Origin of the sequence: Streptomyces sp. CBMA156 (assembly GCF_014596515.1) — a bacterium.
Taxonomy (GTDB): domain Bacteria; phylum Actinomycetota; class Actinomycetes; order Streptomycetales; family Streptomycetaceae; genus Kitasatospora.
In genome coordinates, this window is the sequence record NZ_MSJQ01000406.1 from 1 (window position 1) to 15,891 (window position 15,891).

Annotated in this window: 16 protein-coding genes; 6 read left to right on the top strand and 10 right to left on the bottom strand. The window is 73.7% G+C overall.

Translation table 11 applies throughout. The annotated features are described in order from the left end of the window. Together BU198_RS36055 and BU198_RS36060 are read left to right on the top strand one after the other, a co-directional pair. Positions 1 to 331: HEAT repeat domain-containing protein (locus tag BU198_RS36055; RefSeq protein WP_188301021.1), on the top strand; the 331-nt coding region annotated here is incomplete at its 5' end. Positions 332 to 508: 177 nt separating this feature from the next. Next, positions 509 to 778, top strand: a complete 270-nt coding sequence (locus BU198_RS36060; protein ID WP_188301022.1) for a GlsB/YeaQ/YmgE family stress response membrane protein — start codon at positions 509 to 511, stop codon at positions 776 to 778. A 197-nt stretch (positions 779 to 975) separates the two neighbouring features. Here BU198_RS36060 and BU198_RS36065 read toward each other — a convergent pair whose 3' ends face one another. Further along, on the bottom strand, positions 976 to 2,856 hold the full coding sequence (locus tag BU198_RS36065) for an amino acid transporter (RefSeq protein ID WP_223245404.1): 1,881 nt from the start codon (positions 2,854 to 2,856) through the stop codon (positions 976 to 978). A 442-nt stretch (positions 2,857 to 3,298) separates the two neighbouring features. On the opposite strand from BU198_RS36065, the gene BU198_RS36070 reads away from it, so the two are divergent. Beyond that, positions 3,299 to 4,888 (top strand): N,N-dimethylformamidase beta subunit family domain-containing protein, encoded by a 1,590-nt coding sequence (locus BU198_RS36070; protein WP_317620468.1) that lies wholly within the window; start codon positions 3,299 to 3,301, stop codon positions 4,886 to 4,888. A gap of 10 nt (positions 4,889 to 4,898) precedes the next feature. On the opposite strand, the gene BU198_RS36075 is transcribed toward BU198_RS36070, so the two are convergent. Further along, on the bottom strand, positions 4,899 to 5,714 hold the full coding sequence (locus tag BU198_RS36075; RefSeq protein WP_188301024.1) for a hypothetical protein: 816 nt from the start codon (positions 5,712 to 5,714) through the stop codon (positions 4,899 to 4,901). A gap of 222 nt (positions 5,715 to 5,936) precedes the next feature. Here BU198_RS36075 and BU198_RS36080 point away from each other — a divergent pair, with 222 nt between their 5' ends. Both BU198_RS36080 and BU198_RS36085 read left to right on the top strand, forming a co-directional pair. Then, positions 5,937 to 6,671: a polyprenol monophosphomannose synthase gene (locus BU198_RS36080; RefSeq protein ID WP_188301025.1), complete on the top strand. Its 735-nt coding sequence runs from the start codon at positions 5,937 to 5,939 to the stop codon at positions 6,669 to 6,671. A 113-nt stretch (positions 6,672 to 6,784) separates the two neighbouring features. Next, positions 6,785 to 8,038 carry an FUSC family protein gene (locus tag BU198_RS36085; protein ID WP_188301026.1) on the top strand — a complete coding sequence of 418 codons (1,254 nt, stop codon included), beginning with the start codon at positions 6,785 to 6,787 and terminating at the stop codon, positions 8,036 to 8,038. Positions 8,039 to 8,119: 81 nt separating this feature from the next. Here the strand turns inward: BU198_RS36085 and BU198_RS36090 are convergent, their stop codons facing one another. From BU198_RS36090 to BU198_RS36115, 6 genes are all read right to left on the bottom strand, one after another. Continuing rightward, entirely contained in the window at positions 8,120 to 8,569 is a 450-nt protein-coding gene (locus tag BU198_RS36090; protein WP_188301027.1) for an SRPBCC domain-containing protein, read from the bottom strand. 4 nt (positions 8,570 to 8,573) lie between these two features. Continuing rightward, positions 8,574 to 9,047, bottom strand: coding sequence for a VOC family protein (locus BU198_RS36095; RefSeq protein WP_188301028.1), 474 nt, complete (start codon positions 9,045 to 9,047; stop codon positions 8,574 to 8,576). Between the two features lie 85 nt (positions 9,048 to 9,132). Beyond that, complete coding sequence (locus BU198_RS36100) at positions 9,133 to 11,139, bottom strand: phosphocholine-specific phospholipase C (protein ID WP_188301029.1); 2,007 nt, start codon at positions 11,137 to 11,139, stop codon at positions 9,133 to 9,135. Between the two features lie 91 nt (positions 11,140 to 11,230). Further along, the gene (locus tag BU198_RS36105; protein WP_188301030.1) at positions 11,231 to 12,667 is read right to left on the bottom strand and encodes an endonuclease/exonuclease/phosphatase family protein; all 1,437 of its coding nucleotides are present in this window, start codon (positions 12,665 to 12,667) and stop codon (positions 11,231 to 11,233) included. A gap of 275 nt (positions 12,668 to 12,942) precedes the next feature. Then, the gene (locus BU198_RS36110) at positions 12,943 to 13,209 is read right to left on the bottom strand and encodes a metal-sensitive transcriptional regulator (protein ID WP_188301031.1); all 267 of its coding nucleotides are present in this window, start codon (positions 13,207 to 13,209) and stop codon (positions 12,943 to 12,945) included. Positions 13,210 to 13,375: 166 nt separating this feature from the next. Then, positions 13,376 to 13,735, bottom strand: coding sequence for a PRC-barrel domain-containing protein (locus tag BU198_RS36115; protein ID WP_188301032.1), 360 nt, complete (start codon positions 13,733 to 13,735; stop codon positions 13,376 to 13,378). Positions 13,736 to 13,961: 226 nt separating this feature from the next. Here BU198_RS36115 and BU198_RS36120 point away from each other — a divergent pair, with 226 nt between their 5' ends. Continuing rightward, positions 13,962 to 14,792 (top strand): SAM-dependent methyltransferase, encoded by an 831-nt coding sequence (locus tag BU198_RS36120; RefSeq protein WP_317620469.1) that lies wholly within the window; start codon positions 13,962 to 13,964, stop codon positions 14,790 to 14,792. A gap of 224 nt (positions 14,793 to 15,016) precedes the next feature. Here the strand turns inward: BU198_RS36120 and BU198_RS36125 are convergent, their stop codons facing one another. Further along, positions 15,017 to 15,694 carry a response regulator transcription factor gene (locus BU198_RS36125; protein ID WP_188301033.1) on the bottom strand — a complete coding sequence of 226 codons (678 nt, stop codon included), beginning with the start codon at positions 15,692 to 15,694 and terminating at the stop codon, positions 15,017 to 15,019. Then, positions 15,691 to 15,891: hypothetical protein (locus BU198_RS36130; protein WP_411293275.1), on the bottom strand; the 201-nt coding region annotated here is incomplete at its 5' end. The genes BU198_RS36130 and BU198_RS36125, both read right to left, overlap by 4 nt.

Consider the following 15,891-nt stretch of genomic DNA (forward strand, 5'->3'; position numbering starts at 1 on the left):
GCCACCGCCCGCCGCCGTACTGCTCGCCCGGATCGCGGCGGCCGGCGATCCGGGTGATCCGGCCGAACTGCGCGCCGCGCTGTACTGGCTCAGGGTGCTCCGGCGCGGCCGGCGCGGCCCGGTGGACCACCTCGCCCGCCTGGCCGCCCACCCCGACCCGGAGGTGCGGGAGGACCTGGTCCTGACGGTCGGCCGCTGGTCCACGCCGGGCGTCGCCGAACTGCTGACCGCCCTGGCGGACGATCCGGACCCGGACGTCCGCGAGGCCGTCGCGGAGGCCCTGGCCCCTGAGGCCCTGCCCCCTCTGATCCACCGACCCTCGACCCCTTGAGGCTCCGGCGCCACCGGTCGTGCACCGCCGTCAGGCCTTGCGGCACACCGCTGACCTGCGCGTTCACCGCCCGACGTGCCCGATCGCCGGATCCGGGTGATCATGGGACGAACCGCGTCTTCGGCGATTCGGCGCACCGGGCCGTCGGCCCCGGTGGCGCCCGGAAGGTGGACTGCGATGTTCCAGCTCCTGTGGATTCTGATCATCGGCTTCGTACTGGGCGTGATCGCCAAGCTGATCCTGCGCGGACCGCAGTCGATCCCCTGGTGGCTGACCATGCTCCTCGGCGCCGCCGGGGCCTGGCTCGGCAACGCCGTCTCCGGCTGGATCGGCGTCCGTCACACCTCGGGAATCGACTGGATCCGCCACATCCTCCAGGTCGGCTTCGCCGTCGCCCTGGTGGCCTTCGTCGCCCCCGCGTGGAGCAAGTCCCACCAGAACCGCTGACCGGCCGCTGCCGGACTGTCGGAGGTACGTGCGGGACTCCCGCCAAGGCTCGACGGACGGGCCCTGGCGGGAGGGCCCGGCGGGAGGTACGCGGACGGCGGACGAGGTGTACGGCCGCCTTTCGGGGCAACGCCGTTCGCGGACGGCACCGCCGTGACGGCACCGGCGGACGGCCGGGCGCGGGTTCGCCATGCCGCTCAGCCCACGTGCACGGCCGGGCGGCGCGAGCGGTCCGGTTCGGCCTCGCGCAGTACCTCGCGGGTGACGGGCGCGATCTCGCCCTGTCCGAACAGGAAGAACCGCAGGAACTGGGCGAAGGGGTTGCCCTCGGTCCACTCGAAGTAGATGTGCGGCTGCTGCCCGGTCAGGTCCCGCACCTGGAGCAGCAAGGCGGCGAGCGCGTTGGGCACGCTGGAGCTCTCCAGTGCCAGCACCCGGTAGCGCCCGTGCAGCACCTCGCCGCGCACGGTCAGTTCGGCCTCGAAGTCGGACGGGTCGAGCACCGTGACCTCGACGAAGACCAGGTCCTCCTCGGCCGGGATGTCGTTGTCCCGCCGGATCTGGTGGATCTTGTCGCGGTACTCGGCGAGGTCCCGGCTGTGCGGCTCGTTGGCGATCAGCCGCAGCGGCCGGTGGGTGTAGTCCCGGACGAACCGCTCCGCGACGTCGTCCAGCACCACGTCGGTGACGCGCAGTTCGAAGGCGCGCTTAAGCCGGGAGAGGAAGGAGACCAGCATGATGCCCGCGATGAAGCAGGCCCCGATCTTGACGCCGTCCGGCCGCTCGGCGATGTTCACCGCCGTGGTGTAGAGGAACACCGCAGCGATCACCGCGAAGCCGACCCGCCAACGGCGCTGTCCGGCCTTGTGGGCGGCGATGGTGACGGCGATGGCGGCCGAGCTGATCAGCACCAGCACGCCGGTCGCGTACGCGCCGCCCTGGGCGTCCACGTTGGCGTCGAAGACCCAGGTGACCAGGAAGGCGATCAGGGTGAGCACGATGACGGTCGGCCGCACCGCGCGGGCCCAGTGGGGCGCCATGCCGTAGCGGGGCAGGTAGCGCGGCATCAGGTTGAGCAGCCCGGCCATCGCAGAAGCCCCGGCGAACCAGAGGATGGCGATCGTGGAGAGGTCGTAGACGCTGCCGAAGGTGCTGCCCAGGTGCTCGTGGGCGAGGTAGGCGAGCGCCCGCCCGTTGGCCTGGCCACCGGCCTTGAACTGGTCGGCCGGAATGAGCAGCGTGGTGATGAAGCTGGTGGTGATCAGGAACACGCTCATGATCGCGGCGGCGGTGGTCAGCAGCTTGCGGGCACCGCGGATCCGTCCGGTGGGCTTCTCCTCGGTGTCGTCCGGGTCGCCCTCGATGTGCGGCATCACGGCGACGCCGGTCTCGAATCCGGACAGGCCGAGCGCCAGCTTCGGGAAGACGATCAGGGCGACGCCGATCATCGCGATCACGTTGCCGTGCTCCACGGTCAGCGCGTCCGTCCAGTCGCCGAACACGTGCGGGGCCTTGAGCACGTTCCACAGCCCGTTCGCCACCACCACGACGTTCAGCGAGAGGTACACCCCGACCAGCACCACGGCCAGGCCGATCGCCTCGCTGAAGCCCTTGAGGAAGACCGCGCCGAGCAGGGCGACCATGATCATGGTCAGCAGGACCTGCTTGCCGTCCAGCGCGCTGTGCAGGTGCGGGTTCTCCACCAGGTGCGCGCTGGCGTCGGCGGCGGACAGGGTGATGGTGATCATGAAGTCGGTGCCCGCGAAGCCCAGCAGGGTGAGCACGAAGAGCTTGCCCTGCCAGAACGACAGCAGCCGTTCCAGCATCGCGATCGAGCCCTCGCCGTGCGGGCTCTCCTGGGCGACCCTCCGGTAGACGGGCAGCGCGCCGAGCAGGGTGACGACGACCAGCACGATGGTCGCCAGCGGCGAGACCAGGCCGGCCGCGAGCGCGGCGATGCCGGGCTGGTAGCCGAGCGTGGAGAAGTAGTCCAGGCCGGTCAGGCACATCACCCGCCACCAGGGCCGGCCCTTCACCTGCGTCGGCTGGGCGTGCGGCCCCGGGTGCTGCTTGGCCATGTCGGCCAGGCCCTCCAGAAGCCAGGCCCGGAACCGCTCGCGCCGGGAGGAGGGCGCCGCCCCCGGTTCGGCCGAACCCGACGAAACCACGTGCACCCCTGTCCAGGACTCGGCCGGGCGCGCACCGCTCCGGACCCCCGCTGGCCGCCGGACGGCGGGCCTGGTCAGGCTAGGGGACCGGTTCGCCGGACCCCGGCAACCGCGCGGGCCGACACGCCCTGGTGCGCCCGTACGGCCCTCTCAGGTGACGGACCGTCCGCGGCCGGCCCCGGCTGTCTCCGGCCGGCCCCGGCCGCGTCCGCACCCCGGCGCGGCGCGGCGCCCTGCACGGACCTCGCGGAACACGCGAGGATGTCCGCGCGCACCGACGCGCACCCACGGGCACCGGCACGGATGCGGGCACGCGGGCACGGACGGGGAACCGGGAAAGCAGGGGGTCACGGTGGCGGAGCCGAGCCGGCGGAGGATTCTGGGCCTGGGCCTGATGGCGGCGGCCGTCACCTCCTGCGGCCCCCGCCGTCCGGAGGCCGCCCCCGCGCCGCACCCGTCCACCGGACCCGGCGCCGGGGTGCCCGCCACCGGCGGCCCGACCACGGACGGCCACACCCCGGACGGGCATGCCGCCCCGAAGGCCGAGCGCACCCTCCCCGGCAACCCCGACTGGGAGATCACCGACCCCGGCCCCGACGGCGCCATCGAGGGCTTCGCCGACCGGGTCAGCGTCCTGCCCGGAGAGTCCTTCGGCCTGCACGTCTCCACCCCGGCCACCGCGTTCACCGTCTCCGCCTACCGGATGGGCTGGTACGACGGCGCCCGCGCCCGGCTGGTCTGGCGCCGCGAGCACGTCCCCGGCGGCAGGCAGGCCGCGCCGCACGTGGACCAGGAGACCCGCACCGTGCTGACCGGCTGGCAGCGCACCCTCGCGGTGGACACCGCCGGCTGGCCCGAGGGCGCCTACCTGCTGCGCCTGGACGCCGAGGACGGCTCCGGCCGGCGCTACGTCCCGCTCACCGTCCGCTCGGCGAGCACCGCGGGCCGGACCGTGATCATGAGCGCCCCGGCGACCTGGCAGGCCTACAACGAGTGGGGCGGGTACAGCCTCTACAACGGTCCGACCGGCGGCCTGGCCACCCGCTCGCTGAAGGTCGTCTTCGACCGGCCGTACGACTACGACCACGGCGCCGGGCTGTTCCTGGTCTACGAGGCGCCGCTGGTCGCCCTCGCCGAGCGGCTCGGCCTGCCGCTCGCCTACACCACCGGCATCGACGTGGCCCGCGAGCCCGGCCTGCTGGCCGGGGCGAGCGCCGTGCTGTCCCTCGGCCACGACGAGTACTGGTCGCCCGAGCAGCGCGCCCACGTGGCGGCGGCCCGGGACGCCGGGACCAACCTGGCGGTCCTGGGCGCCAACTGCTGCTTCCGCCGGGTCCGGTTCGAGCCCACCGGCCTCGGTCCCGACCGCACGGTGGTCTGCTACAAGGACGCCTGGGCGCAGGACCCGGGCCACCGGGCGGGCGCCCCCGCGACCACGGACTTCCGGGCCGGACCGGGTGCCGACCCGGAGAGCTCACTGCTGGGCGTCATCTACGACGGCTACCCGGTGGACGCCCCGTACGTGGTCACCTCGCCCGGGCACTGGGCCTTCGAGGGGACGGGCGTCGCAGCCGGGGCGGCCTTCCCGCACCTGGTCGGCGTGGAGTACGACCGGGTGAGCACCGGCTTCCCCACCCCGCGCCCGATCGAGGTGATCGCCCACTCCCCCGTGGTCTGCGACGGCCGCCGCTCCCACAGCGACACCGCCTACTACACCGTGCCGAGCGGCGCCGGGGTGTTCGCCACCGGGACGATGCGCTGGGTCGAGGCGCTGGAGGCCCGCGGCCCCGGCGGGGGCAGGGCCGACCACGGGATCGACGCGCACGCCGGGGACCTGGTCCGCCGGGTCACCGAGAACGTCCTGCGGGCCTTCGCCGCCGGCCCGGCCGGCCACACCCGGCCGGCGCAGGACAACCTCGCGGCCGTCTACGGCCCGGCGTAGCGGGCCGGGGTCAGCCGGCGGCCGGCGGGGTGAAGGTCTCCGCGGGGCCGATGTCCGAGACCCGCACCTTCGTCACGACCGGCTTGCCGTTGACGACCGTCGACTGCTCGCTGCGGACCGGCCGACCGAGCCGGTCCACCCACAGGTGGCAGTCGGCCGCGGCCGCGCCCTGGTTCTGCCCCTTCCCGTACGTCGGGTCCGCACGGCGCAGCTGGTCCGGTGAGAGCCGGGCGGCCAGGTGGAACACCGGTACGCCCGCTTCGGTCTCCATGCCCTTGCGGGCGGCGGGCCCGGCGTCCAGCAGCACCTCGGCGTAGCCGTAGCTGTCCTTCCCGCCGGTGCCGTCGTCCGCCGGGGGCTTCTGATCCGTCGTCCAGCGGCTCTCGCCCTTCGCCTTGTCCCGCCGGTGGACGACGGTGCCGATGGTCACCGCCTCGTCCCAGACCAGGACATCGGACCCGCGGACCATCTTGGTCTCCAGCCGGGATCCCTCGATCGGGGCGTTGTGGTTCGACCGGCCGGTGACGGTGACCACCTCCTTCTCGGCGCCCTCGCCCGTCTCGACGGTCATCTCGAAGGTCGCGGCGTACGGTTCGAGGTTGTGGTGGGCGACCGCCACCGCAGGGTCGAAGGCGCCGGTGGCGTCGGCGGGCGCTCCGCTGCCGTCGGAGGGCGCGCCGGTGGCCTCGGCGGGGGTGCCGGTGGCGCCGGCCGTCCGGTCGGCGGTGGGCGCCGGGGCGGCGCCGTCCGCGCCGCATCCCGTGAGCGCGGCCAGGGCGAGGGCCAACGCGGTGACGGTCAGGGCGGTGTTGCGACGGATCGTCAAAGGAGTTCTCCGGCTCGTCGTTCGGGACGGGCGGTAGCCTCCCACACCGCTCCATCGCGGTCGAACGGGTGTCCCGTCCCCGGTGCGGCCCCGCCGACCGGATGCCCCCGGGCGGAGGGAGGCCCGGGCCCGGATACACTCGCACGGTCTACTAGCAGGTTCTTCCAGGACAACCGACCGGTGTGGCAGCGCGCCGCCGGCGAGGCACAAGGGAAACAGAACATGGTCGAGGCCTCCCCCAAGGTCGTTGTGGTCGTCCCCACGTACAACGAGCGGGAGAACCTCCCGGTCCTCGCGGGCCTGCTCGCGGAGCTTCCGGTGCCCGACCTGCACCTGCTGGTGGTCGACGACAGCTCGCCCGACGGCACCGGTGAGATCGCCGACAAGCTCGCCGCGGACTCCGGCGGCACCGTGGGCGTGCTGCACCGCACCGAGAAGGACGGCCTCGGCCGCGCCTACCTGGCCGGCATGGCCAGGGCCCTGGACGAGGGCGCCGACATCGTGGTGCAGATGGACGCCGACCTCTCCCACCCGGCCTCCGCGATACCCGCGATGGTCGAGACGCTGCTCACCGACGACACCGCCGTGGTGCTGGGCTCCCGTTACGTCGACGGCGGCTCGACCGCCGAGGAGTGGCCCTGGCACCGCAAGGCGCTGTCCTCCTGGGCGAACTTCTACGTCAACGCGATCCTCAGCCTCGGGGTGAAGGACGCCACCGCCGGGTTCAAGGCCTGGCGGGCCGGCACCCTGCGCGCCATCGACCTGCCGACCGTGCGGAGCAACGGCTACTCCTTCCAGGTCGAGATGAACTACCGGGTCGTCAAACAGGGCATGACGATCCGCGAGGTGCCGATCCGCTTCGAGGAGCGGATCGAGGGCGCGTCGAAGATGAGCATGGGCGTGCAGGTCGAGTCCGCGCTGGCGCCCTGGAAGCTGCGCTTCAACCGCGAGGGCTGACCAACGCCACCGCCCCGGCCCCGGTCAGGCCCGATCAGGCCAGGTGCGGTCGTACGGGTGCCGGTCGGCCCCGGGACCGGTGTGAACGGCGGTGGCGGGGAAAGAAGGGCGACATGGCCCTTCTCCCGGAGACACTCGCGGACCTGGTCCGCCGCAGCGCCCGAGAACCGTTCGTGGTCCAGACCGTCCGGGCCACCGTCGCGGCCACCATCGCCTACGCGGTGGCGACGCGGCTCAGCAGCGAGCCCGCCCCGCTGACGGCGCCGCTGACCGCGCTGCTGGTCGTCCAGGTCACCGTCTACTCGACGCTCAAGACCAGCATCCGCCGGGTCAACTCGGTGGTGGTCGGGGTGCTGATCGCGATCGGCTTCAGCGCCGTGGTCGGGCTCTCCTGGTGGAGCCTCGGGCTGATCATCCTGGCCTCGCTGGTCGTCGGCCGGTTCGTCCGGGTCGAGGAGTTCGTCCAGGAGGTCGCGATCAGCGCGATGCTGATCCTGGGCGTGACCAAACTCGCCTCGCAGGCCTGGGACCGGGTGCTGGAGACGCTCATCGGCGCCGCCGTCGGCCTGCTGTTCAACCTGGTGTTCGCACCGCCGGTCTGGGTGGACACCGCCGGGGAGTCGATCGAGGACCTCGCCCGGCGGGCCCGCCAGCTGCTGCTGGACATCTCCGAGGAGCTGGGCCGCCCCACCCCCGTCGCCCGGGCCGCCGAACGGCTGCACGAGGCCCGCCGGCTGGACCAGGCGATCGCCGACGTGGACGCGGCGCTGCGCCAGGCCGAGGACAGCCTGCGGTTCAACCCGCGGATCAGCGAGGGGCTGCTGTCCCGGCTGGTGCTGCGCACCGGACTGGACACCCTGGAGATCTGCGTCGTGGTGATCCGGGTGCTGGCCCGCTCGCTGACCGACCTGGCCAAGAAGCGCGGGCCCACGGAGCGGCTCTTCCCGCCGGACGTCGCGGTGGGGCTGGAGGAGCTGCTGGCCCACGTCGGCGGCGCGATGGTGAGCTTCGCGGTGCTGGTGACCACCCAGGTGAGCCGCGACGCCGAGGAGGCGGAGCAGCGGCTGACCGCCGAGCTGGCGGCCGCCTGGGCCTGCCGGGAGAACGTCGCCCAGGTGCTGCTGCGCAGGGTCAGGGAGCACCCGGAGGCCTGGCAGCTGCACGGGTCGATACTGGCCGAGGTGGACCGCATCCTGGACGAGCTGGACCTGGAGCACCGCAGCCGGCGGCTGATGGAGGAGCTGGACCGGGCCTCGGTGGCGAACCGGGAGCGGTTCTCCCGCTACGCCTGGCTGCGCCGGCTGGTGCGCGGCGAGCGGGCCCGCGCCGGCCGGCCCACCGTCAAGACGGAGCGCCCGGCGGCGTAGGCCGGGCGCTGATCCCGCGGAGCGCCACTTCCTCGGGCGCCGGCGCCGGCCTCCGGAGCGTCACTTCTCCCGGCGCCGCCGTCAGGGCATCAGCCAGGGCTGCTGCGGCAGCGGGTGGCCGGTCTCCAGGTAGGTCTTGAGGTTGGCGAGCACGGCCGACCAGCCCTGTTCGGCGTCCGCCCGCCCGGCCTCGTCGGCGAGGTTCTCGTGGGTGACGGTGAGCCGGGTGAGGTCCTGCCAGCCCTGGATCTCGAAGGTGACCCGGGAGGGCCAGCCGGAGTGCTCCTCCTGCGGCCCGGCCCAGGTGGTGACCAGCCGGTGCGGGCGGTCGACGGCCTCGACGGTGCCGATGACGTCGGCGATGCCGGAGCCGTCGGTCCGCTGGTGCTCCCAGGGCGCGCCGGGCAGCCAGGTGGAGACGTTGCGGTGGCCCCAGTAGAGGCCGGACTCGTCGGCGTTGGTGAGCGCGTGCCAGACCCGCTCGGGGGTGGCCCGCAGGTAGGTGATGCCGCGGTGGCCGAGGGCGGTCACGGCCTCACCCCTTCGCCGCGTCGAGCAGCGGCTGGATCTCGATCTTCCGCATCTGCAGCATGGCCGCCACCACCCGGTTCGCCTTGGCCCGGTCCTCGTCGTCGATCAGGTCGAGCAGCACCCGCGGGGTGATCTGCCAGGAGAGGCCGTAGCGGTCCTTGAGCCAGCCGCACGGCCCCTCCTCGCCGCCGTCTGCGGTGAGTCCGGCCCAGAGGTGGTCGACCTCCCGCTGGTCCTCGCACGTCACCTGGAGCGAGATCGCCTCGGTGAAGTGGAACTCGGGGCCGCCGTTGAGGGCCACGTACTCACGGCCCGCGAGCTCGAACCGAACGGTCATCACCGAGCCGGCCGGGCCGGGGCCGGTCGCGCCGTAGCGGGTGGTCCCGGTGATCCGGGAGTCCGGGAACAGGGTGGTGTAGAAGGCGGCGGCCTCTTCGGCCCGGTCGTCGTACCAGAGGAAGGTGGTGATCTTCTGCATGCGCCCGACGGTAGCCGCGGGCCGCGACGGGGCGGCCGAGCCACGGCCGGGGGTCACCGGATCGGCGCCCCCGGCCGTCGCCGGGTCAGTGCACCCAGCCCGCGTAGCGCCGGACGAAGCGCTGACCGGTGTGGGCGGTCACGACGACGTCGTAGCGGCCCTGCTTGTCCAGCGGCCAGGACACGTTGGCCTGCTTGCCCGGCTTGACCCAGACCGTCTGCGCGGTGCCCGCGAAGTCGTTGGGCGCGGCGGTGAAGGCGACGTCGGTCATCCCGTCGTTGGCCACCTGGAGGGTGAGCTTGCGGTTGCCGCGCAGGTCGGCGGTGACGATCGGCACGCCGATGTCGTTCTGGCCGTCCTGCCCGTCCCTGACCACGGTGCCGGCGAAGCGGCGGACGAAGCCGTCCGGGCCGTGCACGGTGAAGTCGTAGCGGCCGTCGGTGGCGGCGGCGTCCCAGACGTACCGGGCGGTGGCGCCGGGGGCGACGGTGTACGGGGTGCCGGCGAAGGGCAGCAGGATGTTCGGGTAGACGGTGTACGGGAAGGCCACCGAGCCGTCGTTGCTCATCGTGCAGGTGACCTTGCCGGTCCTGCGGTCCACCTCGGCGTCGGCCCAGGGCTGGTACGGCAGCGGGCGGTGCGGGCGCTCGCCGCGCTCCTGGACCGGCATCGACTGGCCGCCGACCGGCGGCAGCGCGACGCCGGGCAGCTTGGTGCCGGCGTCGGCCCTGGCCATCAGGGCCTTGGTGTCGGGCAGCGCCGGGACCGAGTGGTCGGGGGCGGCGAAGTCGAAGCAGCTGGTGAGGTCGCCGCAGACGGCCCGGCGCCAGGCCGAGATGTTGGGCTCGGCCACCCCGGTCACCACCTCCATGAGGCGTAGCACCGACGTGTGGTCGAACACCTGGGAGTTGACCCAACCCCCGCGCGACCAGGGCGAGATGACCCAGAGCGGCACCCGGTTTCCGAGGCCGATGGCGCGCCCCTGGGCGAACTCCTCGGGGGTGCCGGGCTCGGGGGTGGGCGGGACCATGTGGTCGAAGTAGCCGTCGTTCTCGTCGTACATCACCAGGAAGACGGTGTGCCGCCAGACCTCCGGGTTGGACATCAGCGACTGGAGCGCCTGGTCGACCCAGTGCGCGCCGTAGGCCGGTCCCGCCTCCGGGTGCTCGGAGAACAGGTAGGGGGCGACCAGCCAGGAGACGGTCGGCAGGGTGCCGTCCTTGCAGTGGCGGTCGAAGTCGGTGGGGTCGAACTTGGTCATCGCGTTGACGTACCGCGGGTCGTCGTGCGGGAAGTCGTGGAACTGCCGGAAGTAGGAGAGCGCGTTGTCGTCGTAGTCGCCGGTGCGGTCGTCCTTGCTGGGGTTGTGGTAGACGCGCCAGCTGACGCCGGCCGCCTCCAGGCGCTCGGCGTAGGTGGTCCAGTCGGCGACGGGGTTGTCGGTGACCGGGGTGTTGTCGATCCACGGGCCGGTGGTGCCGTCGCGGCCGGGGCCGGAGGTGCCGGTCCACAGGTAGAGGCGGTTGGGGTCGGTCGGGCCCGCCAGCGAGGTGAAGTAGGCGTCGCAGACGGTGAACGCGTCGGCCAGGGCGTACTGGTAGGGGATGTCGTCCCGGGTGAAGTAGCCCATGGTGCGCTCGCCCTTGGCGGCGATCCACTTGTTCATCGCGCCGTTGTTGATGGCCTGGTGGCCGGTGGCCCAGTCGTGCGGGAGGCCGCCGGCGTTCTGCGCGTTGTACTTGGCGGTGTCCATCCGGTACGGCAGCATCACGCCGCCGTCGCTGCGCCGGCCGTCGGGCTGGCGGAACACGTCGGCGCCGTCGGGGAACTGGAGCGCCTGCTTGTCGCCGAAGCCGCGGACGCCGGCCAGGGTGCCGAAGTAGTGGTCGAAGGAACGGTTCTCCTGCATCAGGACGACGACGTGCCTGACGTCCTTGACGGTGCCGGTGAGCTTGGCGCCCGGCTTGGCGGCGGGGGCAGGGGCCGCGGGGCCCGGGGCGGCGGCGGCCTGGGTGGCCGTCAGGCCGGTCAGGGCGGTGGCGCCGGCGGCCGCGGTGGCGCCGACGAAGGTGCGGCGGGAGAGCTCGGACATGACGAACTGGCCTCTCGGGGCGGGGAGTCTGGGAGCCGGGGAGTGGAGTGCCGGGGGCTGGGAGCCCGGGGAGTCCGGGAGCCGGCGGCGCTCAGAGCTGGAAGGTGGCGACCGCGGCGGCGGTGTCGGAGGGCCACTCGTTGCCGGCGGCACCGGGCTCGGGCTGCGGCCAGTCGGCGACCAGGGTGTGCGCCTCGACCAGCTTCAGCGGGCCCGCGTACTGGACGTAGTCGGTCCGGTCCTGCGGCTCGGGGCGGTCGCCGCGCCGCTTGCGGGTGGGCGACCAGGTGGTGCCGGGGGCCTTGACCGGGTCGCGGTTCTCCTCGCGGAAGGTGTCGGTCAGTCCGGCGCCCTGGAGGGCCACGGTGACCGGCCAGGCGAGCGCGCCGATCCCCTGGTGGGCGGCGGCTGTGGCGGCCGTCCAGTCCCGGTGCGAGGGCGAGGCGAGCGCGCCGGCCAGCACCACCGGGGTGCGCCGGGCGATGTCCGCGCGCACCGCGGCGGCCAGCGCGTTGGCCTGCTTCAGCCGCAGCGAGCCGTTCTCGGCGGCGACCACCTCGGCGGCGGTCCGACCGTCCTGGGCGGCGTACGGGCCGTAGCCCGCCTCGTCCAGGTGGGCGGCCCAGAAGCGGACGCTGCGGCCGCCGGGCAGCCGGAGGGTGGCCGCGGCGGCGGGCAGGTCGGCGGTCGGCGCGGTGACGTCGGTGAGCGGGTGGCGGCTGAGGATGCCGATGCTGCCCGGGCTCTGGTAGGCGTACCAGCCGAGGGCGTCGGCCAGGGCCTTGGCCCGCTCCCCCGCGGTCTCCTGGAGGGCGAGCACGTCCAGGCCCTGGGCGAGGACCACCCGCAGCTGCTTCTCCAGCGCGTCGGTGTGGGCCGCGCCCGCGTCGTGCAGGTTCCAGCTGGCGGCCTTGAGCCGCGGCGGGGCGGCCGGGTCCACCACCGGGACCAGGACGGTGACGATGTCGGTGGCACCCGCACTGTCCCTGACACCGACGACGACCGGCTCGGGGTTCCCGCCGGGGGTGGCGGGGGCGGTGCCGGTGAGCGTGCCGTCGGCGCTGACCGAGGCCCAGGCCGGCCCGCTGACCTTGCGGTAGCCGGCGGAGCCGGCCGGGTTGCCGGCCGGGCGGGACCAGAGGCCGCCCAGCCGGACCGTCACGGCGGAGCCCGGGGCCACCGGCGTGGCGGTGAACGAGTCGACGGCGGCGTGCGGGCGGACGACGGCGGGCTTGGGGCGGAAGCTGAACGGCTCGGTGCGGGCGAGGATGCCGTAGCCGTCCTTGGCCAGCAGGTAGGCGGTGTACGGGCCGCCGGTCAGCGCGGAGGTGTCGAGCTGGACGTCGCCCGACGCGCTGGCGGTGTACTTCCACAACAGCGAACTGCCGTTGCCGGGCGGGCGGTCGCCGTCGTAGATGCCGACCCAGTTCTTGGCGTCGGGGGCGTCGGTGGTCCAGCGGAAGGTGAGCCGGTCGCCTTCGGTGGGGTTGGTGGAGGAGGTGAGGGTCAGGGTGCTGCCTGCGGCCACGGTTGTCCTGTCCGCCGCCCGGGGCCGGGTCCGTCGGGGGACGGCAAGCCGGAGCCGGGTACGGCTGGTCACGGAGGCTGGGAGAAGGAGGAGCGCGCAGTTGGCTGTACAACTGCGGGCGGCCCTCATTCACCCGAAGGCCGGCGACCTGCGCATGAACGACGTGTGACGGAGTGTCGGGCGGTGCGGGAACTTCGGTGGGCACGCGGCGAGGGCCGTGGTGGATCCGCCCACCACGGCCCTCGCCGGACCATCCTCCCGAGACTGCGCGCCGGTCAGGCCAGCGCGAGGAAGAGCTTCTCCAGCTCGGCCTCGCTCATCGGCGAGGCACCCTCGTCGGCGGCGGCCATGCACTGGCGCATGCCACTCGCGACGATCTTGAACCCCGCCCGGTCGAGGGCGCGCGAGACGGCGGCGAGCTGGGTGACCACGTCCTTGCAGTCCCGGCCCGCCTCGATCATCGCGATCACTCCGGCCAACTGGCCCTGCGCGCGACGCAGCCGGTTCAGGACCGCGCCGACCGCTTCCTCGTCCACCTGCATGTCGGGCCGCCTTTCCCATCGACTGTCGATGGACAAGTGTACCCGGCGGGGTATTCATTCCCGGGTGGCGAACGGCGTGCCCGGCCTGGCGGTCCCGGTCGTCTCACCGGTCCCGCTGGTCCTACTGGTCCTACTGGTCACGCTGGTCCCGGCGGCCCCGATCGTCTCAGCGGCGGGCCAGCCGGCGCTCCCCGCCGGCCCCGGTCTCGTACGGGAGCTCGTAGTGCGCGAAGACGGCAGGCTCGTCCTCGGCGGGCAGCACGTCGTCGGTACCGATCGCCGGGGCCTGCTTGACCTGGTTGCGGGGGTACACCACCCGGACGTAGTCCGGCCCGGCCACCGCCCCGTCCAGCGGGACGAACACCAGCCTGCGCCGTCCGGCGAAGCCGACCGTCACGGTGGCGAAGAACGGCTCGTCACTGGCCGTCTCCACGTAGACGGACTCCAGCGAACCGATGCGGTGGCCCTTGTCGTCGACCACGGCGTGGCCGCGCCACTCGCGGATGTCTGCCATTGCGATTCCCATGGCCCCGCCTCCCGTCCCCGGCTGTTCCACTGCCCCGGCCTCCCATCCTGCGCCGCCACCGGCGGGGGCGCGCGGTGAGGAGGTGGGCCCGGCCCTCCCGACGAAAGGGACATACGGGGGTGACCCGGCCAACCGGCACCGAGGCCGTGACCTGGGCTTTAGGCTGGCCGCCAGCAGGACAGCGAGTGGATCCATCAGTGGTGTCTGGGCGGAGGAGACGGCAGCCGTGGGATACGAGAACATGTGGGAGTCCGGCGAGGCCGGGATGCCGGCCGACCTGCGGCCCGACGTGCCGCACCCGGCCCGGATGTACGACTACTACCTCGGCGGGAAGGACAACTTCCCCGCCGACCGCGCCGCCGCCGAGAAGGCGCTCGCCGCCAACCCGGAGTTCCGCTCCACGGCCCGCGCCAACCGGGGTTTCCTGACCCGCGCGGTGCGGTGCGTCGGCACCCTCGGCATCGAGCAGTTCCTCGACGTCGGCACCGGCATCCCGACCGCCGGCAACACCCACGAGATCGCCCAGGCGGCCAGGCCGGGCGCGCGGGTCGTCTACGTGGACAACGACCCGATCGTGCTCAGCCACGCCCGCGCCCTGATGGCCGGCTCGGGCCCCGGCCGCACCGCCGTCATCCGGGCCGACCTGCGCGAGCCCGCCGCCCTGCTGGACGCCGTCCGGGCGGTGGGACTGCTCGACTTCTCCCGCCCGGTCGGACTCGTCCTCGCCGCGGTCCTCCACTTCCTGCGGGACGAGGACAAGCCGTACCAGGCCCTCGGCACCCTGCTGGACGCCCTGCCCTCCGGCAGCCACCTGGTCCTCTCGCACGGCACCGCCGACTTCATCCCGTCCGAGATCCGCGACCGCGTCACCGGCGTCTACGACAAGGCCACCGCGCCGCTCGTCGGCCGCTCCCGCGAGGAGGTCCTGGCCTTCTTCGACGGGCTCGACCTCCTCGACCCCGGCGTGACCACCGTCCCCCTCTGGCGCCCCGAGACCACCCCCGCCCACGGTGCCGACCGGGTCAGCATGTACGGCGCGGTGGCCCGCAAGCCCTGACGGCACTCGGGTGGGACGCCGGCCGGGCCGACGTCCCACGCCGCCGCCGGATTCCGCGTGGTGGTCCGGACCACCTGGAAGCGGAGCGGACAGCCCGGGCCATCACCGCGGGGCGTCGAACGCACGTGGGTGGAGCACCTGATGGGGCACCCGCCGGACCGCTACGGGCACGCCCGGGAGCGGAGCGCGGCCTCAGGACCGACCCCGCCGCACCCGGGGAGCGCTCAGAGCGGGCGGCCGGGCGGGACCAGGCCGGTCTGGTAGGCGATGGCGACGAGCTGGGCCCGGTCGCGGGCGTCGAGCTTGGACATCGCCCGGTGGACGTGGGTGCGGACGGTGAAGGGACTGACGAACATCCGCTCGGCGATCTCCTCGTTGGTGAGGCCGGTGGCGGCCATCGACATCACCTCGCGCTCCCGGGCGGTGAGGACGGCCAGCCGCTCGCTCGTGAGGGCGCCGGACGCCGGTTCGGGCTGGGCCAGGAGCTGGTCGATCACGGCCCGGGTGGCGGCGGGCGAGAGCAGTGCGTCGCCCGCCGCGACGGTGCGGACGGCGGCGAGCAGCTCCTTCGGGTCGGCCCCCTTGCCGAGGAAGCCCCCGGCGCCCGCGCGCAGCGCCTGGGCCACGTACTCGTCGATCTCGAACGTGGTGAGGATGAGCACCCGGGTGCCGGACAGCTCCGCGTCGCCGCAGATCTCGGCGGTGGCGCCGAGGCCGTCGGCGCCGGGCATCCGGATGTCCATCAGCACCACGTCGGGCCTGGTGGCCCGGGCGAGCGCGACGGCCTCCCGGCCGTCGGCGGCCTCGCCGACCACCTCCATGTCCTCCTCCGCGTCGATCAGCATGCGGAAGGCGCCGCGCAGGAGGGCCTGGTCGTCGGCGAGCAGTACCCGGATGGTCATGCGTGGTCCCTGTCCTCTCGGACCGCGGCGTCCGCTCGGGCGGTGCGGTCCTGTCCTTCGGCTGGTTCGGGGCGATCGGTGCGGGCGGTGCGCGCGGCCTGGGCGGCGCGGGCGAGGTCGGCGGCGGTGACGGCCTCGGGGCCCTCGTCGCGGGCGCCGGTGCGCAGCGGCAGTTCGGCGGTGACCAGGAAGCCTCC

Excerpts from the sequence above, each read along its gene's own strand:
- BU198_RS36060 (WP_188301022.1), top strand. The coding sequence starts at position 509 with ATGTTCCAGCTCCTGTGGATTCTGATCATCGGCTTCGTACTGGGCGTG.
- BU198_RS36095 (WP_188301028.1), bottom strand. The coding sequence starts at position 9,047 with ATGCAGAAGATCACCACCTTCCTCTGGTACGACGACCGGGCCGAAGAG.
- BU198_RS36115 (WP_188301032.1), bottom strand. The coding sequence starts at position 13,735 with ATGGGAATCGCAATGGCAGACATCCGCGAGTGGCGCGGCCACGCCGTG.
- BU198_RS36085 (WP_188301026.1), top strand. The coding sequence starts at position 6,785 with ATGGCCCTTCTCCCGGAGACACTCGCGGACCTGGTCCGCCGCAGCGCC.
- BU198_RS36100 (WP_188301029.1), bottom strand. The coding sequence starts at position 11,139 with ATGTCCGAGCTCTCCCGCCGCACCTTCGTCGGCGCCACCGCGGCCGCC.
- BU198_RS36080 (WP_188301025.1), top strand. The coding sequence starts at position 5,937 with ATGGTCGAGGCCTCCCCCAAGGTCGTTGTGGTCGTCCCCACGTACAAC.
- BU198_RS36125 (WP_188301033.1), bottom strand. The coding sequence starts at position 15,694 with ATGACCATCCGGGTACTGCTCGCCGACGACCAGGCCCTCCTGCGCGGC.
- BU198_RS36110 (WP_188301031.1), bottom strand. The coding sequence starts at position 13,209 with ATGCAGGTGGACGAGGAAGCGGTCGGCGCGGTCCTGAACCGGCTGCGT.
- BU198_RS36065 (WP_223245404.1), bottom strand. The coding sequence starts at position 2,856 with ATGGCCAAGCAGCACCCGGGGCCGCACGCCCAGCCGACGCAGGTGAAG.